Annotated in this window: 21 protein-coding genes and 1 tRNA gene; 8 read left to right on the forward strand and 14 right to left on the reverse strand. The window is 64.1% G+C overall.

Features of this window, described 5'->3' with window-relative positions:
- Nucleotides 1-84 precede the first annotated feature (84 nt).
- Both UB31_RS25005 and UB31_RS25010 read right to left on the reverse strand, forming a co-directional pair.
- Nucleotides 85-462 (reverse strand): YkvA family protein, encoded by a 378-nt coding sequence (locus tag UB31_RS25005; protein WP_045012795.1) that lies wholly within the window; start codon nucleotides 460-462, stop codon nucleotides 85-87.
- A gap of 104 nt (nucleotides 463-566) precedes the next feature.
- Nucleotides 567-866: a 4a-hydroxytetrahydrobiopterin dehydratase gene (locus UB31_RS25010; RefSeq protein ID WP_045012796.1), complete on the reverse strand. Its 300-nt coding sequence runs from the start codon at nucleotides 864-866 to the stop codon at nucleotides 567-569.
- A gap of 151 nt (nucleotides 867-1,017) precedes the next feature.
- Here UB31_RS25010 and UB31_RS25015 point away from each other — a divergent pair, with 151 nt between their 5' ends.
- On the forward strand, nucleotides 1,018-2,463 hold the full coding sequence (locus tag UB31_RS25015; RefSeq protein WP_045012797.1) for a TAXI family TRAP transporter solute-binding subunit: 1,446 nt from the start codon (nucleotides 1,018-1,020) through the stop codon (nucleotides 2,461-2,463).
- Between the two features lie 106 nt (nucleotides 2,464-2,569).
- Nucleotides 2,570-4,111 carry an alkaline phosphatase D family protein gene (locus UB31_RS25020; protein WP_045012798.1) on the forward strand — a complete coding sequence of 514 codons (1,542 nt, stop codon included), beginning with the start codon at nucleotides 2,570-2,572 and terminating at the stop codon, nucleotides 4,109-4,111.
- Nucleotides 4,112-4,133: 22 nt separating this feature from the next.
- Here UB31_RS25020 and UB31_RS25025 read toward each other — a convergent pair whose 3' ends face one another.
- Complete coding sequence (locus UB31_RS25025; RefSeq protein ID WP_045004495.1) at nucleotides 4,134-4,532, reverse strand: response regulator; 399 nt, start codon at nucleotides 4,530-4,532, stop codon at nucleotides 4,134-4,136.
- A gap of 162 nt (nucleotides 4,533-4,694) precedes the next feature.
- Between UB31_RS25025 and UB31_RS25030 the strand changes: the two genes are divergently transcribed.
- From UB31_RS25030 to UB31_RS25040, 3 genes are all read left to right on the forward strand, one after another.
- A complete protein-coding gene (locus UB31_RS25030) occupies nucleotides 4,695-5,471 on the forward strand; it encodes a Crp/Fnr family transcriptional regulator (RefSeq protein ID WP_045012799.1) in 777 nt (258 codons plus the stop codon).
- A 306-nt stretch (nucleotides 5,472-5,777) separates the two neighbouring features.
- A complete protein-coding gene (gene typA, locus UB31_RS25035) occupies nucleotides 5,778-7,604 on the forward strand; it encodes a translational GTPase TypA (protein ID WP_045004499.1) in 1,827 nt (608 codons plus the stop codon).
- A gap of 215 nt (nucleotides 7,605-7,819) precedes the next feature.
- Entirely contained in the window at nucleotides 7,820-9,067 is a 1,248-nt protein-coding gene (locus UB31_RS25040) for a flavin monoamine oxidase family protein (RefSeq protein WP_045012800.1), read from the forward strand.
- A gap of 34 nt (nucleotides 9,068-9,101) precedes the next feature.
- On the opposite strand, the gene UB31_RS25045 is transcribed toward UB31_RS25040, so the two are convergent.
- From UB31_RS25045 to UB31_RS25060, 4 genes are read right to left on the reverse strand one after another with little or no spacing between them, the layout of a single operon-like run.
- Nucleotides 9,102-9,509: a thiol-disulfide oxidoreductase DCC family protein gene (locus UB31_RS25045; protein WP_045012801.1), complete on the reverse strand. Its 408-nt coding sequence runs from the start codon at nucleotides 9,507-9,509 to the stop codon at nucleotides 9,102-9,104.
- Between the two features lie 60 nt (nucleotides 9,510-9,569).
- Nucleotides 9,570-10,889, reverse strand: a complete 1,320-nt coding sequence (locus UB31_RS25050; protein ID WP_045012802.1) for an SDR family oxidoreductase — start codon at nucleotides 10,887-10,889, stop codon at nucleotides 9,570-9,572.
- 8 nt (nucleotides 10,890-10,897) lie between these two features.
- On the reverse strand, nucleotides 10,898-11,365 hold the full coding sequence (locus UB31_RS25055; RefSeq protein ID WP_045012803.1) for a DUF2269 family protein: 468 nt from the start codon (nucleotides 11,363-11,365) through the stop codon (nucleotides 10,898-10,900).
- Nucleotides 11,362-12,252: an alpha/beta hydrolase family protein gene (locus UB31_RS25060; RefSeq protein WP_045012804.1), complete on the reverse strand. Its 891-nt coding sequence runs from the start codon at nucleotides 12,250-12,252 to the stop codon at nucleotides 11,362-11,364. Before UB31_RS25060 ends, UB31_RS25055 begins: the two co-directional genes overlap by 4 nt.
- 266 nt (nucleotides 12,253-12,518) lie before the next feature.
- On the opposite strand from UB31_RS25060, the gene UB31_RS25065 reads away from it, so the two are divergent.
- The gene (locus UB31_RS25065) at nucleotides 12,519-13,028 is read left to right on the forward strand and encodes a GNAT family N-acetyltransferase (RefSeq protein ID WP_027533231.1); all 510 of its coding nucleotides are present in this window, start codon (nucleotides 12,519-12,521) and stop codon (nucleotides 13,026-13,028) included.
- Nucleotides 13,029-13,208: 180 nt separating this feature from the next.
- Nucleotides 13,209-13,745: an inorganic diphosphatase gene (gene ppa / locus UB31_RS25070; protein ID WP_045004506.1), complete on the forward strand. Its 537-nt coding sequence runs from the start codon at nucleotides 13,209-13,211 to the stop codon at nucleotides 13,743-13,745.
- A 60-nt stretch (nucleotides 13,746-13,805) separates the two neighbouring features.
- Here the strand turns inward: ppa and folD are convergent, their stop codons facing one another.
- Genes folD through UB31_RS25085 form a run of 3 tightly spaced genes read right to left on the reverse strand, consistent with a single transcriptional unit; the run spans nucleotide 13,806 to nucleotide 15,330 of the window.
- Nucleotides 13,806-14,690 (reverse strand): bifunctional methylenetetrahydrofolate dehydrogenase/methenyltetrahydrofolate cyclohydrolase FolD, encoded by an 885-nt coding sequence (folD, locus tag UB31_RS25075; RefSeq protein WP_045012805.1) that lies wholly within the window; start codon nucleotides 14,688-14,690, stop codon nucleotides 13,806-13,808.
- Nucleotide 14,691: 1 nt separating this feature from the next.
- The gene (locus tag UB31_RS25080; protein WP_045012806.1) at nucleotides 14,692-15,024 is read right to left on the reverse strand and encodes a DUF167 domain-containing protein; all 333 of its coding nucleotides are present in this window, start codon (nucleotides 15,022-15,024) and stop codon (nucleotides 14,692-14,694) included.
- A 15-nt stretch (nucleotides 15,025-15,039) separates the two neighbouring features.
- Nucleotides 15,040-15,330 (reverse strand): YggT family protein, encoded by a 291-nt coding sequence (locus tag UB31_RS25085; RefSeq protein WP_045004511.1) that lies wholly within the window; start codon nucleotides 15,328-15,330, stop codon nucleotides 15,040-15,042.
- Between the two features lie 185 nt (nucleotides 15,331-15,515).
- Here UB31_RS25085 and UB31_RS25090 point away from each other — a divergent pair.
- Nucleotides 15,516-15,591 (forward strand) — tRNA-Ala (locus tag UB31_RS25090).
- A 123-nt stretch (nucleotides 15,592-15,714) separates the two neighbouring features.
- On the opposite strand, the gene UB31_RS25095 is transcribed toward UB31_RS25090, so the two are convergent.
- The 4 genes from UB31_RS25095 to UB31_RS25110 all read right to left on the reverse strand — a co-directional run bounded on the left by UB31_RS25095 (nucleotide 15,715) and on the right by UB31_RS25110 (nucleotide 19,049).
- Complete coding sequence (locus tag UB31_RS25095; protein WP_045012984.1) at nucleotides 15,715-16,527, reverse strand: enoyl-CoA hydratase; 813 nt, start codon at nucleotides 16,525-16,527, stop codon at nucleotides 15,715-15,717.
- Nucleotides 16,528-16,621: 94 nt separating this feature from the next.
- The gene (locus UB31_RS25100; RefSeq protein WP_045012807.1) at nucleotides 16,622-17,425 is read right to left on the reverse strand and encodes a glutamine amidotransferase; all 804 of its coding nucleotides are present in this window, start codon (nucleotides 17,423-17,425) and stop codon (nucleotides 16,622-16,624) included.
- A gap of 128 nt (nucleotides 17,426-17,553) precedes the next feature.
- On the reverse strand, nucleotides 17,554-18,333 hold the full coding sequence (locus UB31_RS25105) for an SDR family NAD(P)-dependent oxidoreductase (RefSeq protein ID WP_045012808.1): 780 nt from the start codon (nucleotides 18,331-18,333) through the stop codon (nucleotides 17,554-17,556).
- 227 nt (nucleotides 18,334-18,560) lie between these two features.
- Nucleotides 18,561-19,049, reverse strand: a complete 489-nt coding sequence (locus tag UB31_RS25110) for a tellurite resistance TerB family protein (protein WP_045004516.1) — start codon at nucleotides 19,047-19,049, stop codon at nucleotides 18,561-18,563.
- Between the last annotated feature and the right edge of the window lie 103 nt (nucleotides 19,050-19,152).

Genomic DNA, 19,152 nt, shown 5'->3' on the forward strand with positions numbered 1-19,152 from the left:
CTGGATTCCCCGCCGGAGCCTGTCATCGGGCTCGCCGAAGGCGAGACCCGGTGGCGGGGAATGACAACGGAATATGAGGCCCCGCTATTGCTCAGCCCCATCCACCCCGCGCTTCAGCACGGTGCGGGCGGCTTCGCGATGCTCTGTCGTGATGTGGCTGGCGACCATGCGAAGGGCGGTGGCGAGCACGGCGGCGTCATCGGTGAAGCCGAGGATCGGCATCATGTCGGGGATGAAGTCGAACGGCAGGATGAAATAGGCGATGGCGCCGAGCAGCGACGCCTGGACATGGCGCGGCGTCTGCCGGTCGAACGCACAGTAATAGGCGGCGAGCAGATCTTCCGCGAACGGCAGATGCGCGGCGACGCGCTTCAGCTTGCGCCAGAAGCGTCGGCGCACGCTTTCACGATCTTCCGCGAGCCGATCGGCCGGCTCGAAGCCGACGCTGTGTTCGGCAACCATATTCGAAAACTCCGGTTCAGCCCGGCGCGGCCGATGGCCGCATCCGATACCGATCACAAGATGGGGATGCAGCCGGTCGCTGCAAGACGTCAGCCAAATGTCAGCTAAGCTGTCGGCCTGGCGATGGCATTCATCGCCTTGGCGAGCTCGATGTCGAGCGCCGTGACGCCGCCGGCGTCATGGGTCGACAGCACCACCTCCACCGTCTTGTAGACGTTGCGCCATTCGGGGTGGTGATCCATCTTTTCGGCGACCAGCGCGGCACGGGTCATGAAGCCGAAGGCCTCGTTGAAATCCTTGAACACGAAGGTCTTCCCGATGGCCTCCCGGCCCGGCACCTCGGTCCAGCCCAGGATACCGCCCAGCGCCTGCTTGCGCGCGTCCGCCGATAACCGCTCTGCCATGATCGTCTCCGTCCTTCAGGGGAACTTTACCCTAACACCGTGCTGACGCCCGGGTTCATACGGGATTTCGTCGATCCGCTAACCATGACGGAGATGTAACCCCGCGCGACAAGAAATTTGCTACACTTGCGGGCGTAAATCGCCGGCCAAGATGAAACTGAGCCTGAAGCGCCTGTTTGGGAGATCGATGACCGGGGGATTGGACCTGGCCGAAACGCCCTCTCCGCCTTCGCCGCGATCCGCGGCGCGGAAGACCGCGCTCGTGTCTCTGGCGCTCGTCCTTGCAATCATCGGTGCGCTTGTCGGCGGCTATTATTTCGCAATGCGACCGGTCACGCTGAAGGTCGCGGTCGGTCCGGCCAACAGCGATGACATCAAAGTGGTGCAGGCGCTGACGCAAGCCTTTGCGCAGAGCAAAGGCTATGTGCGGCTGCGTCCGATCCAGACCGATGGCGCTACCGCCAGCGCCGATCTGCTCGCCGAGGGCAAGGCCGATCTCGCCATCGTGCGCGGCGACCTCGACGTGCCCAAGAACGCGCAAGCGGTCGCGACGCTGCGCAAGAACGTCGTGGTGCTGTGGAGCGTGCCCGGCAAGGGCAAGAAGAAGGGCGCCAGGATCACCAAGATCGCGCAGCTCGCCGGCCATCGCGTCGGCGTGGTCGGCCGCACGCCGGCCAACGTCAATTTGCTCAAGGTGATCCTCCAGCAATACGGCGTCGATCCCGCCAAGGTCGAGATCGTGCAATTCCCGGCGAGCGAGGTGGCCGAGGCGATCCGCAGCCAGAAGGTCGACGCCTATCTCGCGGCGGGCCCCGTCAACAGCAAGATCACGTCGGATGCGATCGCCGCCTCCGCCAAGGACGGCGGCACGCCGTCCTTCCTCGCGATCGATTCCGCGGATGCGATCGCGCAGAACCATCCGGTCTATGAAGCGTCCGAGATTCCCGCGGGCACCTACGGCGGCTCGCCCGATCGTCCCGAGGACGAGGTCAAGACGATCAGCTTCTCGCATCACATCGTGGCCCGCAAAGGCCTGTCGGACACCACCGTCGCGGCGTTCACGCGGCAGCTCTTCGCCGTACGCCAGCAATTGGTGGCGGAATTCCCGATGGCCGCGAAGATCGAAACGCCCGACACCGACAAGGATGCCGTGATCCCCGTGCATCCCGGTGCCGCCGCCTTCGTCGACGGCGAGGAAAAGACCTTCCTCGACAAATACAGCGATTACATCTGGTGGACCCTGATGGCGCTCTCAGCCACGGGCTCGATCGGTGCCTGGTTTGCGGGCTATCTCAAGAAGGACGAGCGCGACAACAACAGCCATCTGCGCGAACGCCTGCTCGACATGATCGCGACGGCACGCAAGAGCGAGACGACCGAGGAGCTCGACCAGATGCAGGCCGAGGCCGACGAGATCCTGCGCGACACGCTGCGCTGCTATGATCACGGTGCCATCGAGGAAGGCGCGCTGACCGCCTTCAACATCGTGCTCGACCAGTTCCATACTGCGGTTGCCGATCGCAAGGCCGTGCTGTTCAGCATGCCGCAGAATTTGCAACGCGCCGGCGCGCAATTCCGGGCCGCCAGCAACGCGTAAGAGCGTGCGCGCGTTATCGCTGCGTCACATTGTCTCAATATAGCTTCGGACTCCATCGTGACGGCCTCCCGGGCGGGCCGTTTCGCGCGAGATCGAGGCTGTCTCCATGAAGATCAAATTCTCCCGCCGCCGTTTTCTCACCACCAGCGCCGGCGCGCTTGGCGCGATCGCGATGCCTCATCTGTCGCGCGCGGCCGACCGGCCGGCGGTGACCCATGGCGTGCAATCGGGCGACCTCACCGTCGATGGCGGCGTGGTCTGGGCGCGCGCGGATCGGCCCGCGCAGATGCTGGTCGAGGTGGCGGCGACGGAATCCTTCAAGGACGCCCGCGCGCTGCCGCCGATCGCGGCGCTGCGCGAGAGCGACTTCACCGCGAAGATGCTGATCGAGAACCTTCCCAGCGGACAGGACATCTTCTACCGCGTCCGCTTCCGCGATCTTGCCCACACTGCGATCGAAGGCGAGCCGGTGGTCGGCCGCTTCCGCACTGCACCGGCCGATCGCCGCGACGTCAGCTTCGTTTGGGGCGGCGATGTCGCCGGCCAAGGCTGGGGCATCAATCCCGACGACGGCGGCATGTTCGCCTTCTCGGCGATGCGCAAGCACCGTCCGGATTTCCTGCTGCATTCCGGCGACACCATCTATGCCGACGGCACGATTGCATCCGAGGTGAAGCTCCCCGACGGCAAGGTCTGGAAGAACGTCACCATTCCCGAGAAGGCCAAGGTCGCCGAGACGCTCGACGAATATCGCGCCGCGCACAAATACAATTTCACCGACGACAATGTCCGCGCCTTCAATGCCGAGGTGCCGATCTTCGTGCAGTGGGACGATCACGAGGTAACCAACAACTGGTCGCTGTCGAAGGACCTGCCGGCGACCTACAAGGTGCGCGACGTCTCGCTGCTCGCGGCCCGCGCGGGCCGGGCCTTCCACGAGATGTATCCGATGCGCGAGAGCATTGTCGAACCGGGCCGGGTCTATCGCCAGATCTCCTACGGCCCGCATCTCGACGTGTTCGTGCTCGACGAGCGCAGCTATCGCGGCCCGAACGGCGCCAATCTCGAGACGGAATACGGCCCGGCCAGCTACTTCCTCGGGCCGGATCAAATGGCGTGGCTCAAGCGCGGCCTGCTCAACTCGCGCGCGACCTGGAAGGTGATCGCCTCCGACATGCCGCTCAGCCTCGTTGTGCCGGATACGCCGCAGGGCGGCTCAGAGGCTTTCGCGCAAGGCGACGGGCCGGTGCGCGGCCGCGAATTCGAGATCGCCGACATCCTGCGCTTCATCAAGATGGCGCCGATCCGCAACACGGTATGGCTGACGGCTGACGTGCACTACACCGCCGCGCATTATTACGACCCGAACAAGGCGCAGTTCCAGGATTTTGATCCATTCTGGGAGTTCGTCTCAGGCCCGCTGCATGCCGGCACGTTCGGTCCGAACGATCTCGACAACACTTTTGGGCCGGACGTGCGCTTCATCAAGGCGCCGGGCAAAGACAACCAGAACCTGCCGCCATCGGCCGGCATGCAATTCTTCGGTCACGTCAAGATCGACGGAGCGTCCGGCCAGATGATTGTGACGCTACGCGACCGCGCCGATGTTGCGCTGTGGTCGACCACGCTCGATCCGAAATTCGCCTGAGGACGACGGCGACGGCGCGCCGTCAGCTGCCGCGCGCCCGCAACGCCGCCTCCAGCGCATCGCTGGAGCAAGGCTTTTGCAGGCGCGGTCGCGCTGCGAATTGCGGCGGAATGCTCGTCTCCGCGCCGTAACCGGTCACGAACACAAACGGAATCTTCAGAACGACGAGACGGTCGGCGATCGCAAAGCTCTTCTCGCGGATCAGCTCGACGTCGAGCAGCGCAAAGTCGGGCGCACGCTTCGTGATCGCCTCCAGCGCCTGCGCGACCGACCCCACGGTGCGCACACTCGTCACGCCAAACCCGAGCAGGCGATCCTCGAAATCGATCGCGATGATCGGATCGTCCTCGACGATCAGGACATCGGCAGGACAGTCTGAGCCGTCGGAAAGAGCGGGTGCCATCATCGCATCTTGGAACATGAGGTTTCTCGGATCAGGACTGCCGCGACACGATGCCTGTACCCAGCGCATCGGAGGGTTCCCGGAACGAAACCCACCACATCGCCGTTCTCTGGTCTGTCCACTTGTGCACACAGGGATCGGACGGAACTCGCTAATGTGAGAGGAGGATGGGAGCTCACCATGGACGCGCGCACCGCCAAGGCAACCGAGGTCAACACCCGGCCGACGAACAACCTGCTGCGGCGCCTGAACCAGGCGGACTACGCGCTGCTCGCGCCGCACATCACCGTCGATGACGCTGACGCGAACGAGCTGCTTTACAATCCCGGCGATGATGTCCAGGTCGTCCACTTCCCCTGTGGACCGGCGCTTGCGACGTTTCTCGTTCCCAACGAGGACGGACGCGACGTCGAGACCATCCTGGTCGGTCGCGAAGGTGCCGTGGGCGGCATCGTCAGCGAAGGATACTTGCCGGCCTACACCCGCATCGTCGTCAAATTCGGCGGCCCATTTGCGCGCATCCACGTCGGCAAGCTGGAAGCCGCCAAGCTGCGCTCGACGTCGTTGCGCCATGTCTTCGCCCGCTACGCGGACTGTATGCTGGCGCAAATCTTCCAATCGACCGCCTGCAACGCCATCCACTCGATCGAGCAGCGCACGGCCAAATGGATCTTGGCGGCGATGGAGCGGACGGGCGACGAGAACAGCGTGCCGCTGACGCATGAGCAGCTTGCGACATTGCTCGGCGTCGGCCGCAGCTATGCGAGCCGCGTGCTCCAGTCGTTCAAGGCGGAAGGCGTGCTCGACACGCGACGAGGGTCGATCCTGGTCCGCAACCGCGACGGCCTGCGCCTGCGCGCCTGCCTGTGCAACGACGCCGTGAAGATGCATTTCGAGGAGGTGCTGCGCGGGGTCTACCCGACCGAGGAGGCGGACCGCAGCTCGGCCCAGGGCTGACCGGCAGGCTGATTGGACTGGCCATTTGCGGGCCATGGGCCAGATTAGGCCCGGAACCCTCCCTAAGCCCCGGGGATTCCCGGACAAAATTCAGTCAACCAATCCCGAAAGAACGCATTGTTTTTTGGCGTTTTTTGCCTATATTGCGCTGCAAACGCGCAGGATGCCCGGTCGAGCTGGCCGGGCTTCCTTTTTGGGCGTAATAGGCCCCCGTTTTCCACGTTTCCAGCGTTGTCCGAGAAGAGGTCCCGGCTTGACCGGCGAGATCGCGCTTAACCCATTGTCCGACCGCAAAGAAGCTCACTCATGAACCTTCGCAACATCGCCATCATCGCCCACGTCGACCACGGCAAGACCACGCTCGTCGACCGCCTCCTCCAGCAATCCGGCACCTATCGCGAGAACCAGAAGGTGACCGAGCGCGCCATGGACTCCAACGATCTGGAGCGCGAGCGCGGCATCACCATCCTGGCCAAGGCGGCCTCGGTGCAGTGGAAGGACACGCGCATCAACATCGTCGACACCCCCGGCCACGCCGATTTCGGCGGTGAGGTCGAGCGCATCCTCAACATGGTGGACGGCGCGCTGGTGCTGGTGGACGCCGCCGAAGGCCCGCTGCCGCAGACCAAATTCGTGGTCTCCAAGGCGCTCAAGGTCGGTCTGAAGCCGATCGTCGTCATCAACAAGGTTGACCGTCCCGACGCGCGAGCGACCGAAGTCATCAACGAGGTGTTCGACCTGTTCGCGGCGCTCGACGCCAGCGAGGAACAGCTCGACTTCCCGATCCTCTACGGGTCGGCCAAGCAAGGCTGGATGGCCGAGAGCCCGGATGGGTCGCACGAAGCTGGCATGCAGCCGCTGTTCGACCTGATCGTGCGCCATGTCGCGCCGCCGACCGTCGAGGAAGGCCCGTTCCGCATGATCGGCACCATTCTCGAAGCCAACCCCTATCTCGGCCGCATCATCACCGGCCGCATCACCTCAGGCTCCATCAAGCCGAACCAGGCCGTGAAGGTCTTGGGCGCCGACGGCAAGATGATCGAGCAGGGCCGCATCACCAAGATCCTCGCCTTCCGCGGTATCGAGCGCACCCCGCTCGAAGAAGCCGACGCAGGCGATATCGTCGCGATCGCGGGCCTGACCAAGGGCACCGTCGCCGACACCTTCTGCGATCCGTCGGTCGAGATCCCGCTCGTGGCGCAGCCGATCGACCCGCCGACCGTGTCGATGTCCTTTATCGTCAACAACTCGCCGCTCGCCGGCACCGAAGGCGACAAGGTGACCAGCCGCATGATCCGCGACCGCCTGCTGCGCGAGTCCGAAGGCAACGTCGCGCTGCGGGTCGTCGAAGCCTCCGACAAGGACGCGATGGAAGTCTCGGGCCGCGGCGAATTGCAGCTCGCGATCCTGATCGAGACCATGCGCCGCGAGGGCTTCGAGCTTTCGGTGTCGCGTCCGCGCGTCGTGCTGCAGAAGGACGAGGCCACCGGCGCCACCCTGGAGCCGATTGAAGAAGTCGTGATCGACGTCGACGAGGAGCATTCCGGCGTCGTCGTGCAGAAGATGAGCGAGCGCAAGTCCGAGCTGGTCGAGATGAAGCCGTCGGGCGGCAACCGCCTGCGCCTGGTGTTCTACGCGCCGACCCGCGGCCTGATCGGCTATCAGGGCGAACTGCTCACCGACACCCGCGGCACCGCGATCATGAACCGTCTGTTCCACGGCTACGCGCCCTACAAGGGCGAGATCCAGGGCCGCCGCAACGGCGTGCTTATCTCCAATGACCAGGGCGAAGCGGTGGCTTACGCCATGTTCAAGCTGGAAGATCGCGGTCCGATGATGATCGAGCCGGGCTGGAAGGTCTACAAGGGCATGATCGTTGGCGAGCATACCCGCGAGAACGACCTCGAGATCAACATTCTCAAGGGCAAGCAGCTCACCAACATCCGAACCACCTCGAAGGACGAAGCGGTGCGCCTGACGCCGCCGATCCGGATGACCCTGGAAAAGGCGCTGGCCTATATCGAGGACGACGAGTTGGTCGAGATCACGCCGAAGTCGATCCGTCTGCGCAAGCGGCACCTCGACGCCAACGAGCGCAAGCGCGCCGAAAAGTCCAAGGAAGCGGTGGCGTAACTCGGTCCACGCCGCAGTGCCGAAGGGTGGGCAAAGCGCAGCGTGCCCACCACTTGAGATCCCGGTCAGCAATGGTGGGCACGGCGCAAGAGCGCCTTTGCCCACCCTACGAAGTCGGATCACCCGCTCCGGTGCGCAATTGCGCACAAGGCGGGTGATGACGGCTATGCTTGCGGCCGCTTCAGCACGCTCAGCGAACGTGCTAGATCCCGCTCATGAGTACCCTTCCCTCCTCCGTCGATGTTGCGATCATCGGCGCCGGTGCAGCCGGCCTCGGCGCAGCCCACGCGCTGTCCGGCTCCGGCCTCTCCGTGATCGTCCTGGAGGCACGCAATCGCCTCGGCGGCCGCGCCTGGACCGTGCAGGCCTCGCCTGAGGTCAACTTCGACGTCGGCTGCGGCTGGCTGCACTCGGCGGACAAGAACTCCTTCGTCACGATCGCTAGAGATCTCGATTTCGAGGTCAACAAGGATTTGCCGCCCTGGCGCGAGCGCGCCTTCGGCACCGCGTTTCCGCAAAGCGAGCGCGACGATTTCATGCGCGCGATGGACGCGTTCTACGAGCGTCTCTGGCAGGCCGCGCAGAAGGGCAAGGACGAGCCCGCGAGCCGCAGCCTCGAGCCCGGCAATCGCTGGAATCCCATGATCGACGCCGTCTCGACCTACATCAACGGCTGCGAACTGAAGGACATGTCGACACTGGACTGGGACGCTTACGAGGACACCAACGCCAATTGGCGCATCCGCCGCGGCTATGGCGCACTGGTCGCGGCCTATGGCGAAGACTGTCCAGTGGCCTTGAACTGCAACGTGACGCTGGTCGACCATTCCGGCCAACGCATCCGTCTCGAGACATCGCAGGGCACGCTGACCGCCGACAAGGTGATCGTCACCGTGCCGACCAATCTGATCGCCGATGAAGCGATCCGCTTCTCACCCGCGTTGCCGGCGAAGGTCGATGCGGCAGCCGGCCTGCCGCTCGGCGTCGACGACAAGGTGACGCTGGCGCTCGACGATGCCGAAGCCTTCCCGAAGGAAGGCAATCTGCGCGGCGCCACCATGCGCACCGAGATGGGCACCTACCACATCCGCCCGTTCGGCCAGCCCTGCATCGAAGGCTTTTTTGGCGGCACCTTCGCGCGCGAGCTGGAAGACGCGGGCGAGGGCGCGATCGCCGCGCAAAGCATCGACGAAATTGCGGGCTTCCTCGGTAACGACATCCGCCGCAAGCTGAAGCCGCTGTGCGAGTCGCGGTGGGGCCATGATCCGTTTGCGCGGGGCTCCTATTCGCACGCGCTGCCCGGCCACGCCGGCGACCGCGCGGTACTGGCCGCGCCGGTGGAGGGACGGCTGTTCTTTGCGGGCGAAGCAACGTCGCCGAACTTTTTCACGACGGCGCACGGGGCGAGGGACAGCGGAGAGCGGGCGGCTAAGGAAGTGCTCGCGGCTCGCGGCAAGCCGTAACCACACACTCCGTCGCTGCGCTTGCAATGACGGGTTACTCGATCACCCGCGCTCGCAAATCCGCATCCGGCACGAAGCACGCGTCATACTTGCCAAAGATGCGATAACGGTTGTGTGCGATGAGACTGTACACCGCATTCCGCAGCGGTTTCGGCACCGCGAATAGCGCCCGTGTCCAGGTCCAGCCAGGGAGATGCGACAGCACGGTCAGCGCAGCGTCTGACTTCATAAACACCCCGCCGCCGTGAACCACGGCGTTGGTGTCGGGATCATCGGGATCGATGCCGAACGTTTGTGCGAGCTTCGTTCCATAGTCCGACTGAATCGGCGTAAACCGAAACCGCTTCGCCGTGTCGCGCTGCGCCACGAAGCGCACCCAGCGCGAGCAGAAGATGCAGACGCCGTCGAACAGGATCACGTCGTCGTCGGGCCATTTTTGCATCAGACTCTCTTTTTGACACGTTTTCTTCACGCGAACCGGGATCCACTTCGCTCGAAAACGCTATCGATTATCCAGCATCAGAAGCGCGGCGAGCATCAGTACGATGGCCGGGCCCGTCTTTACCAGCGCGCCGAGCGGCTCGATCCAGAGGTCCGGCGTCAGGATCGCCGCACCCGCCATATAGCCGAGCGAGGCAATAATGCCAGCGACGAGCCCGATCGCCGCGGTGCGGCGGAAGGCGATCAGGCCGCCGATGCTCATGTCCATCAGGCTGGTGCCGATGGTGATGGGATCGACCAGTGCCGGCGGAAAGCCGTGTGCGCTCAAGATGCCGGCGGCGGCGCGGTAGGATACGAACAGTGCGATAAAGCCGGAGACGGCCCAGAACGCGACCAGGCTCGCGAAGATCAGCGCCTTGATCAGGAACAACCGCGCGAACCATTTGTCCTGGATGGTCGCGGGATGACGCCCAATCGTCTCCGCCAGCGTCTTCGGCGCAATGCCGGTGGCGGCGATCCACGTCGAGGGATCGCCGGTGACGCCACGGCGCAGCTCGGCGATCGCGGTGGTGCGCATCGGCGGCATCCAGCCGAGATAGTTGGCGAAATCGCCGATCTTCGCGCCGAGATCGAGCATCAAGGTCGGCATCGCGATGCGCGGCCAACCTGCGGTGCCGAACGCGAAGCGAAACTGCTTGATGACACCGGCCATGGTAACCGGCTCGGACTGCATCAAGTCCCAGCTCACGGCTTTCACGGAGCCGTCGTCGGTATCACGCGCAGCGAGCCAGGCGATGGTGGCGGCGATGTCCTCGACCGCGACGGGCTGAAACGGCGTCGCCATCTCCTTGTTCGGCAGATCGAGCGGGAACGCGGCAAGCGCGCGCAGCATGGCGCTGCCGCCATAGGCTGACGGTGCGACCACAAAGCCAGGGCGCAGGATGGCGTGGGGAATGCGGGATGCCGTGATCAGACGCTCGGCCTCGCGCTTGGTCGTGGCGAACGCAGTGCGATCCGCCTCCGCTGTTCCAGGGATCGAGATGTGCACCAACCGGATCGCACGGCCGCTGTCCGCGATCGCCTGAAGCAGCCGTGCCACGAAATCGCGGTGCACGGCATTGGTGTCGCTACCGGGGCCGTCCTGGAGCACGCCGAGGCAGTTGACGACAACGTCCACCGCATGTTCGCTCAGAAGGCGCGTCAGCGCGGCCGCATCGAGGGAGAGGAGCGGCAGTGCGATATCGAGCGCGCTCATCCTCTGCGCCGGCGACAGGCTTCGTGCGACGCCGACGACACGAAAGCCTCGTATGCGCAAATCGTCGGTGACGAAGCGCCCGATCAGGCCGGAGGCGCCGAGCACCAAAATGGTTCGCTGGTCCATCGCTTCCCTCACAACGGTTTTGCGATCATCAGCCAGAGGATCAGCATGGTTGCGCCGAAGCCGGGGAAGCCGAACGCGAACCAGCGGCGATACAGCACGAAATAACGCTCCGGCAGAGCCACGCGCTGCTCGGCGGCCTTGCGCGCGAGATTGCGCATCTCGATCTGCATGAAGACGACAGGAATCCAGAACAGGCCGGCGATGGCGTAGAGCACTAGCGAGGCGAGCAGCCAGCGCTCGGTGATATCAGTGGCCGAAAGCATCATCAGCAGGCCGCCCGTGACCGGCTGCAAGATCACGGCCGACAGCGTGAAGATCGCATCCGCGATCACCACCACCGAGGCGGTGCGCGCGATGAACGCCGCATCGTGCGTGCGATGCGCCATCAGCATGAAGAAGGCGATACCGGTTCCGGTGCCGAGGATGACGATGGCGCCGAGCACATGCAGATATTTGACCAGGAAATACAGCGTCATGGTTTCTTCGCCGCGACCGGCGTCAGCGCGCGATCAAGCTCGTTGCTGGCGGCTCTGACGCCGGCCTCGGTCTCGATCATCCAATGGCCCTCGCTGCCTACGGCCGGCAATGTGCGAAAATCGACCTTTCCGCCGCCGCCACGAAACGCATCCGCTAAACTTCGCGAGAACCCCGGCGCAAAATAGCTGTCATTGCTGGCAACGAGCCATGTGACGGGAACGCGCGCCGACTTGCCGAATTCGGCTGCGGCCGCAGTGAGCGTATGCGGCGCACAGATCCGATTCGCTTCATCGTTGGCGTGGCCACCGCGCCCTGGTGCGAGTGCGATGATCGCGGCGATCACCTTCGGATCGGCATTCGCAAGCGCCAGTGCGCCCCATCCGCCGGCGGAATGGCCGAGCACGATCGCCGCATCCTTGCGAATGAAATCCTGCTTCCGCAAATAATCCAGCGCGAGCGAAATCTGCTCTGCGGTTGCGCGGCCGGAATGCGCGTAGTCCGCCTCGTCGCAGCCGCCCTGGTCCTCGACATAGCGTCCACCGGTCGCGCCATGGCCGAGCCGTTCCGGCACCAGCACGGCAAAGCCGCGCGCGACGAGAAACGCTGCGAGCGCGCGGTATTCCGGCTGCGACATTTGCGCACGACGTAAGCCGTTCTGCGTCGAGGCATGTGCGATCACCGCGAGCCGAAACGGACCTGTGCCAACGGGACGAAACAGCAATGCACGCGCGGCAATATCGGTATCCGGTGACGGCACACGCCATTGCTGCCGGCGGAACGGCTCGCCTTCCTCGCCCGATGACCCAAAAATGACCTGAGCGCACAGAGGCGGCGCCGTCAGCAGGAACAGCAGAGGCAGGAGGGCGAGGATGTTGAGGAGCCGCATGAATTGCCGAAGGCGAACACGAATAGCGCAGGGCAGACTAGTCGGAACGAATCATCCTGGGCGGACTTTCTGCGCTGTCATCGCCGTTCATTCGTTCCGGCACAGCCGTTTTGCACCGACACACGGCACGCCAATGCCGTTCAAGGCGGCGGCTTGTCTTCTTTCGGTACAACATGGTTAAAATACTGATGCAGAAAGTCCACAGGTTAACCGATAATTAACGATAGGTCTTGCCGCCAGCGCGGCGACTTGGTTTGATCGCGTCCATGAGCACAACCCTGATCGAGGTCCGGCCGGCCAAAGCTGCAGACGCAACTGCGGTGGCGTCCACCCATGACGAAGCATGGCGCTCGGCCTATCAGGGCATCATTCCCGGCGCCGAGCTGGAGAAGCTGATCAACCGCCGCGGTCCGCAGTGGTGGGACAGCGCGATCCGCAAGGGCAGCCGCGTCAGTGTGCTGGTGTTCGGCGACAAGATCGCGGGCTACGCCAACTATGGCCGCAACCGTGCCCGCAGCCTGCACTTCGACGGCGAGATCTACGAGCTTTATTTGCGTCCGGAGTTCCAGGGCCTTGGCTTCGGTCGCCGCCTGTTCACCGCCGCCCGCCGCGACCTCATGCAGAGCAATCTGAAGAGCATGGTGGTGTGGGCGCTCTCGGACAACGATCCAGCGACCGAGTTCTACCGGGCGCTGGGTGGCCGCATGGTGGCGCGCTCCTCGGAGCGATTCGGGCCGAAGTCGCTCGACAAGGTTGCCTTCGCCTGGACCAATTGAGCTGCTGAAACGTTAACGGACAGCGTTCTCCTTCCGTCGATCCCGTTGCCGTCTGCGCCGGTGATCGCGGGATTCATTATTTCACAAAAACGCGATGGATAGGCGGGCCAAGCCCGCGTATGACAGTGCGAAAATCGCTGCCGGGCGCGATTTAGCCTCGGCAATAACGGAGCCTTTTCAATGCGTATCGATGCGGTCTCGATCGGGAAAAACGTACCCCACGACGTCAACGTCATCATCGAAGTCCCAGTGGGCGGCGAACCGATCAAATACGAGATGGACAAGGAGGCCGGCACCCTGGTGGTCGACCGCTTCCTCTACACGCCGATGCGTTACCCCGGTAACTACGGCTTCATCCCGCACACGCTGTCGGATGACGGCGACCCCTGCGACGTCCTGATCGTCAACACCCGCGCCATCATCCCCGGCGCCGTCATGAGCGTGCGCCCCGTCGGCGTGCTGTTCATGGAAGACGAGGCCGGTGGCGACGAGAAGATTCTGGCAGTGCCGTCGTCCAAGCTGACGCAGCGCTACGACAAGGTGAAGTCGTATTCCGACCTGCCGGACATCACGCTGCAACAGATCCAGCACTTCTTCGAGCACTACAAGGATCTCGAACCCGGCAAATGGGTGAAGATCTTGCGCTGGGGCGGCCCGGAGGACGCACAGAAGCTGATCCTCGAAGGCATCGAGCGCGAGAAAAAGAAGAAGGCGTAAGTTTTTTGGATCCCGGCTCTGCGTCGCGTCACTACGTGCCGCGCCGCGTCCGGGACAGGACTATACCGCCGGCTTCGGCAGGCCCGCGATCGCGCAGGCGGCGCGCAGTGTATTCACGAGCAGGCAGGCGACCGTCATCTGGCCGACGCCGCCGGGCACCGGCGTCACCGCACCGGCAACGCTGAGCGCTTCCTGGTAGGCGACATCGCCGACGAGCCGCGTCTTGCCGTCGTCCTTCGGGATACGATTGATGCCGACGTCGATCACGGTCGCGCCCGGCTTCAGCCAGTCGCCGCGCACCATCTCCGGCTTGCCGACTGCGGCATAGACGAGATCGGCCTGCTTCACGAGACCGGGCAAATCGCGCGAACGCGAATGCGCGATCGTCACCGTGGCGTTCTCGTTCAACAGCAATTGCACCAGCGGGCGCCCGACCAGATTGGAGCGGCCGATGACAATGGCGTTCATGCCTGCGAGCGAGGCATGCACGCTCTTGGTCAAGATGATGCAGCCGAGCGGCGTGCAGGGCGACAGCGCCTCGAACCCGCCGGCGAGCCGGCCGGCATTGTTCGGATGCAGGCCGTCGACATCCTTGGCGGGATCGATGGCATTGATCACGGCCTCGGTGTTCAGCCCCTTCGGCAGCGGCAGTTGCACCAGAATGCCGTGCACGGCGGGATCGCGATTGAGCTTTGCGACGACCGCCAGGAGATCCGCTTGCGAGACATCGGCGGGCAGCTTGTGCTCGAACGAGGCCATGCCGGCAGCCTGAGTCTGGGTATGTTTTGAGCGGACATAGACTTCGCTCGCGGGATCGCTACCGACCAGAACGACCGCGAGCCCCGGCACCAGATTGTGGTCACGCTTGACGCGGGCGACCTCATCGCCGACGCGGGCGCGAAGCCCCGCCGCGATGACTTTTCCATCGATGATCTTGGCCGTCATGTCAGTTCCTTATGTCTATCGATTTGACTGATGCGAGCTGGCGCAACGCTTCGACAAGGCCCGCCGGATCGCCCTCGACCGCAATCTGCTTCAGCCGCGACGTCGCCCCGGACAGGAGATTGACGCTGGCCTTGGGCACGCCAAGCGATTTCGCCAACAGCACCAGCACCGCGCGATTGGCCTCGCCGCCATCGGCGATGGCACGCACGCGCACCTTCAACACGCTGCGGCCGTCGGAGAGCTGCTCGATCCCGTCTATGTCGTCGCGGCCGCCGCGCGGCGTCACCCGCAACGCGATGCTGACGCCCGTGGTGGAGGTGCGCCAAGGAACCATCGCAGCCTCATCGGCCTAGGGCACGTTCGGATAAACGTACTCGGCGAGATAGAGCTGGATCAACCAAAGCACGAAGAATGCGACGATCGGAGACATATCGAGCCCGCCCATGCTGGGCAGCCTGCGCCTGATAGGACCGAGGACCGGCTCGGTGATCCGATAGAGAAACTCCGCGACCGCTCCGACGAACTGGTTGCGGGTATTCACGACGTTGAACGCGATCAACCAGGACAGAATTGCCGATGCGATCAGCAGGTAGATGTACAGATTGATGATCTGGATCAGAATGAAGACTATCGGGCGCATCAGCGAAACACTCTCTGGGCCTGTGTCGTGGGATGGTCATGGCTAGATATCGGTTCCCCCCGGCCCAAACAAGGGAAGTCGGTGCCCGGATGGCTAAAACCGGGTTACACCCGTCCTTGACTTGACCTTGGCGGCGACTTAAATGGCCCCGGTTGTCGGCCGCATTGACCAGAGCGGCCTGCTACGGGGCCATAGCTCAGCTGGGAGAGCGCGTCGTTCGCAATGACGAGGTCGGCGGTTCGATCCCGCCTGGCTCCACCAGCCTTCGCTCGCTTCGCGAGCTACGGCTAGGCAAGCCAGCCGAGCTCTTTCCTAGCGAAGGGAGCGACGGCTGTCCCGCCATAGCCCGGAGGGCGACGGCGGACCCTCTCCGCAAATCTCCCCCTACTTCCCCGTAAACCTCGGCGGCCGCTTCTCCATAAAGCTCGCCACGCCCTCCCGGAAATCGCTGCCGTTGAGCGCGACCAGCATCTCGCGATTGGCCTCGATGGTGGCCTCGCCAAGCGTCTGGAACGGCACCTCGTAGAGCTGCCGCTTGATCACGGCCATCGCACTCGGCGAGACGAAATCGGCGAGGTCGCGCGCATAGGCATAGGTCTCCTCGCGCAATTTTTCGGGCGGGCAGAGCCGGTTGACCAGCCCGATCCGCAACGCCTCCTCGCTTCCGACGCGCCGCGCCGAGAGCAGCAAATCCATCGCGTTGGCATGGCCGACGATGCGCGGCAGCATCCAGCTGATGCCGTGCTCGGCAATCAGGCCACGCCGCGCGAATGCCGTCGTGAACACGGTGTTGTCCGCGGCAAAGCGCAGGTCGCAATAGAGCGCATGCACGAGGCCGATGCCGGCGGTCGCGCCGTTGAGCATCGCGATGACCGGCTTTCCGATCGACGGATAGAAGCCGTAGCGCGTCTGCCAGTCCGGCCGCCTGTTCATGTCGAAGGGCGGCAGGTTCGAGGCGCGCCTGATGTCGTTGGGATCGAGCCCCTTCAGCGCATCCATGTCGGCGCCGGCGCAGAAGGCGCGGCCCGCGCCGGTGAGCACGATGACACGGACATTGTCATCGGCGCTTGACGCTTCCATCGCGTGTCGCACATCGCGCTCCATGATCGGCGTCCACGCATTCATGCGATCAGGACGATTGAGCGTGATGGTCGCGATCTTGTCGCTCACCTCGTAGAGAATGTGTTCATAGGCCACGGCGCTCTCCCTGTTTTTCAGCACACCTTCGCGCGTGCGCGTTGAGAGCAAGCCTAGCATATCCAGGGATGAGGCAAGGGCCGGAGCCGCGCGATCACTCCGCGGCTTGCGCCAGCACCGGCCGGCGCGACAGCCAGCCATCGATAAAATGATCGAGCCAGGCGCGCTCCGCAAAATCGTGGACGGCGCGGTCCGCGAAATGATGATGCCGCTCGCGCGCACCGGGCGCGCCCAGGCCGTCATAGCCGCGCGTGGTCCAGCAATGCATCATCGCGTAGGTCACGTCAGGGTGAAACTGCACGCCGAAGGCATTGCCGGTGCGGAACGCCTGCACCGGAAAATCGTCGCCTTCCGCAAGCAGCTCAGTGCCGACCGGCAACTCAAAACCCTCGCGATGCCAGTGATAGACCTGCGCCGGCCAGTCCGGGCAGAGCGCGTGTCCTGCCGCCGTCGGACGGATCGGGTAGTAGCCGATCTGGGTCAGCGCCGCCGCATGTGGCGCGACGCGGGCGGCGAGCTGCATCGCCAACATCTGCGCGCCAAGGCAGATGCCGAGGAACGGCCGCTGTTCGCGGAGCGGAATTTCGATCCAGTCGATCTCGCGGCGGATGTAGTCGTCCGGATCGTTGGCGCTCATCGGGCCGCCGAAGATCACGGCGCCGGCATGCTGCTCGAGCGTCTTGGGCAGGGGATCGCCGAAGCGCGGACGGCGGATGTCGAGACGATGGCCGAGCGCACGCAGCGCGTTGCCGACCCGGCCAGGCGTCGAGGATTCCTGGTGCAGGACGATGAGGACCGGCAGCCGGGCTTCAGAACGGGCAGCAGATGCGCCAACGGCCCTTCGCTTGGGGAAGGGTACCAATTCTGCGCTACCAAACCTGTCCGTCCGGAACGACATCGCCTTTCCAAGTGCTATCGGTTCAGACCGCCAGCATAACTAAGCGAGGGTTAATTTCGTGTGAGTTCGCACACACCTTCCCGATACAGAAAGCAAGCGCCGGGCCACAACGGGCGCTTCGGGCCTGCTCAGTGCCTCTGCCGCTGAAACCGACTGGTGGCGGACAGGATGAAGCCGCGTGGGAAGAAACGCAGTGCGAATGGCACAATCTTGATGCCCAGGCCGGGCAACACTGCCCGTTTGTTGGCCATCAGGCCACGATAGGCCTGCTGTGCAACATCGGCGGCAGGCACATTGAGAAGAGCCGTATTATGTCCGGAGCCAACGCCAGCGCGCGCCTGGAATTCGGTGGGCACCGGACCCGGGCAAAGTACGGTGACACGAACACCGCGCGGCGCGAGCTCGGCCCGCAGGGCCTCGGTGAGCGAAATCACATAGGCCTTGGACGCGTAGTAGACTGCCATGCCGGGGCCGGGCAGAAAGCCGGCGACCGATCCGACATTGAGAAGACCGCCCTTGTTCTTGATGAGCTGATCGGCAAATCGCAGCGACAGATCTGTCAGCGCCCGGACGTTGACATCAACGATGCCGAGCTGCGCGACACGGTCGCACTCGATTGCGTCGCCAAACGCGCCAAAGCCGGCATTGTTGACGAGATGGTCGAGCTCAACGCCTTCGGCAGCGAGCGCCGCCGCGATCTTCTCGCCGGCGTCCGCTTCTTGCAGATCGCAGGCGATCACGATCGGCTTCTTGCCGCCCTTGGCCGAGAGCTCGCAGGCGAGCGCCTCGAGACGATCTGCGCGGCGCGCCGTCAGAGCCAAACGATGCCCGTTCGCGGCGAATACGCGCGCCAGCTCCGCGCCTATGCCCGCCGAGGCACCGGTTATCAGCGTCACCCGCTCAGTCACGATGGAAGTCTCTTAATTTAAGTTTTTTTGGCCCACAACGACGGGACGAGAGCATAAGCCGTGCGCGACACGCAAGCTGGCTAGCCGCATGGCACCGTGAGCGAACGACAGGGAGTGCAGGGAAAACCCACGATTTGCAGGGCTTTTCGGCACCGGCGCGGCCGGGCCGCAATATTAAAGTTTCGTCATGTGCCCACACGGCCCGCAATTCGCCGTGCTGAGGCGGATCAGCCGTTGACGGCGCCGTCCTTGACCTGACCGCCGGCACGATCCGCAACCGCATGCTTGAGATCGATCCGGTCGCGCTGGGCGATCCCGAGCAGGTCGGACGCGCGCCACACGACATTGTCCTCGAACTCGGTCACCTGGCCGTCGGCATAGACCAGTTCCCACATCATTTGCACGATGCGCTTGCGGCCCTCTTCGTCGAGCGAGCGCATGATGACGCTGGTAAAGTGATAGAGGTCGACCGCCTCACCCTCGACCTGGGTCGCATCCGCAATCAGCCGGTCCGCGGTGCCGCGATCGAGCCCGAAATGGCTCTCGATCAGGCTGTGCAGCTTGCGTTGCTCGGCCGCCGTCGGCTGGCCGTCCAGCGAGACCACATGGACCAGCAGTGCGGTTGCCGCCAGTCGATAATCGCTGTCGCCGAAGGCGCGATCCCCGGCATGAGGGGCAACAATCTCAGCGATGAATTGGCGCAGACCGTCGAGCATGGAGTCCTACCGATATCGATGAAGCCGCTTGGAGCGCGGCCGCTACAAACCATTATATGAGTGGGAAACTCAACCAGCGCAACGTGCGTCAGTTCCGCGCGCT

Origin of the sequence: Bradyrhizobium sp. LTSP849 (genome assembly GCF_000938255.1) — a bacterium.
Classification (GTDB): Bacteria; Pseudomonadota; Alphaproteobacteria; order Rhizobiales; family Xanthobacteraceae; genus Bradyrhizobium.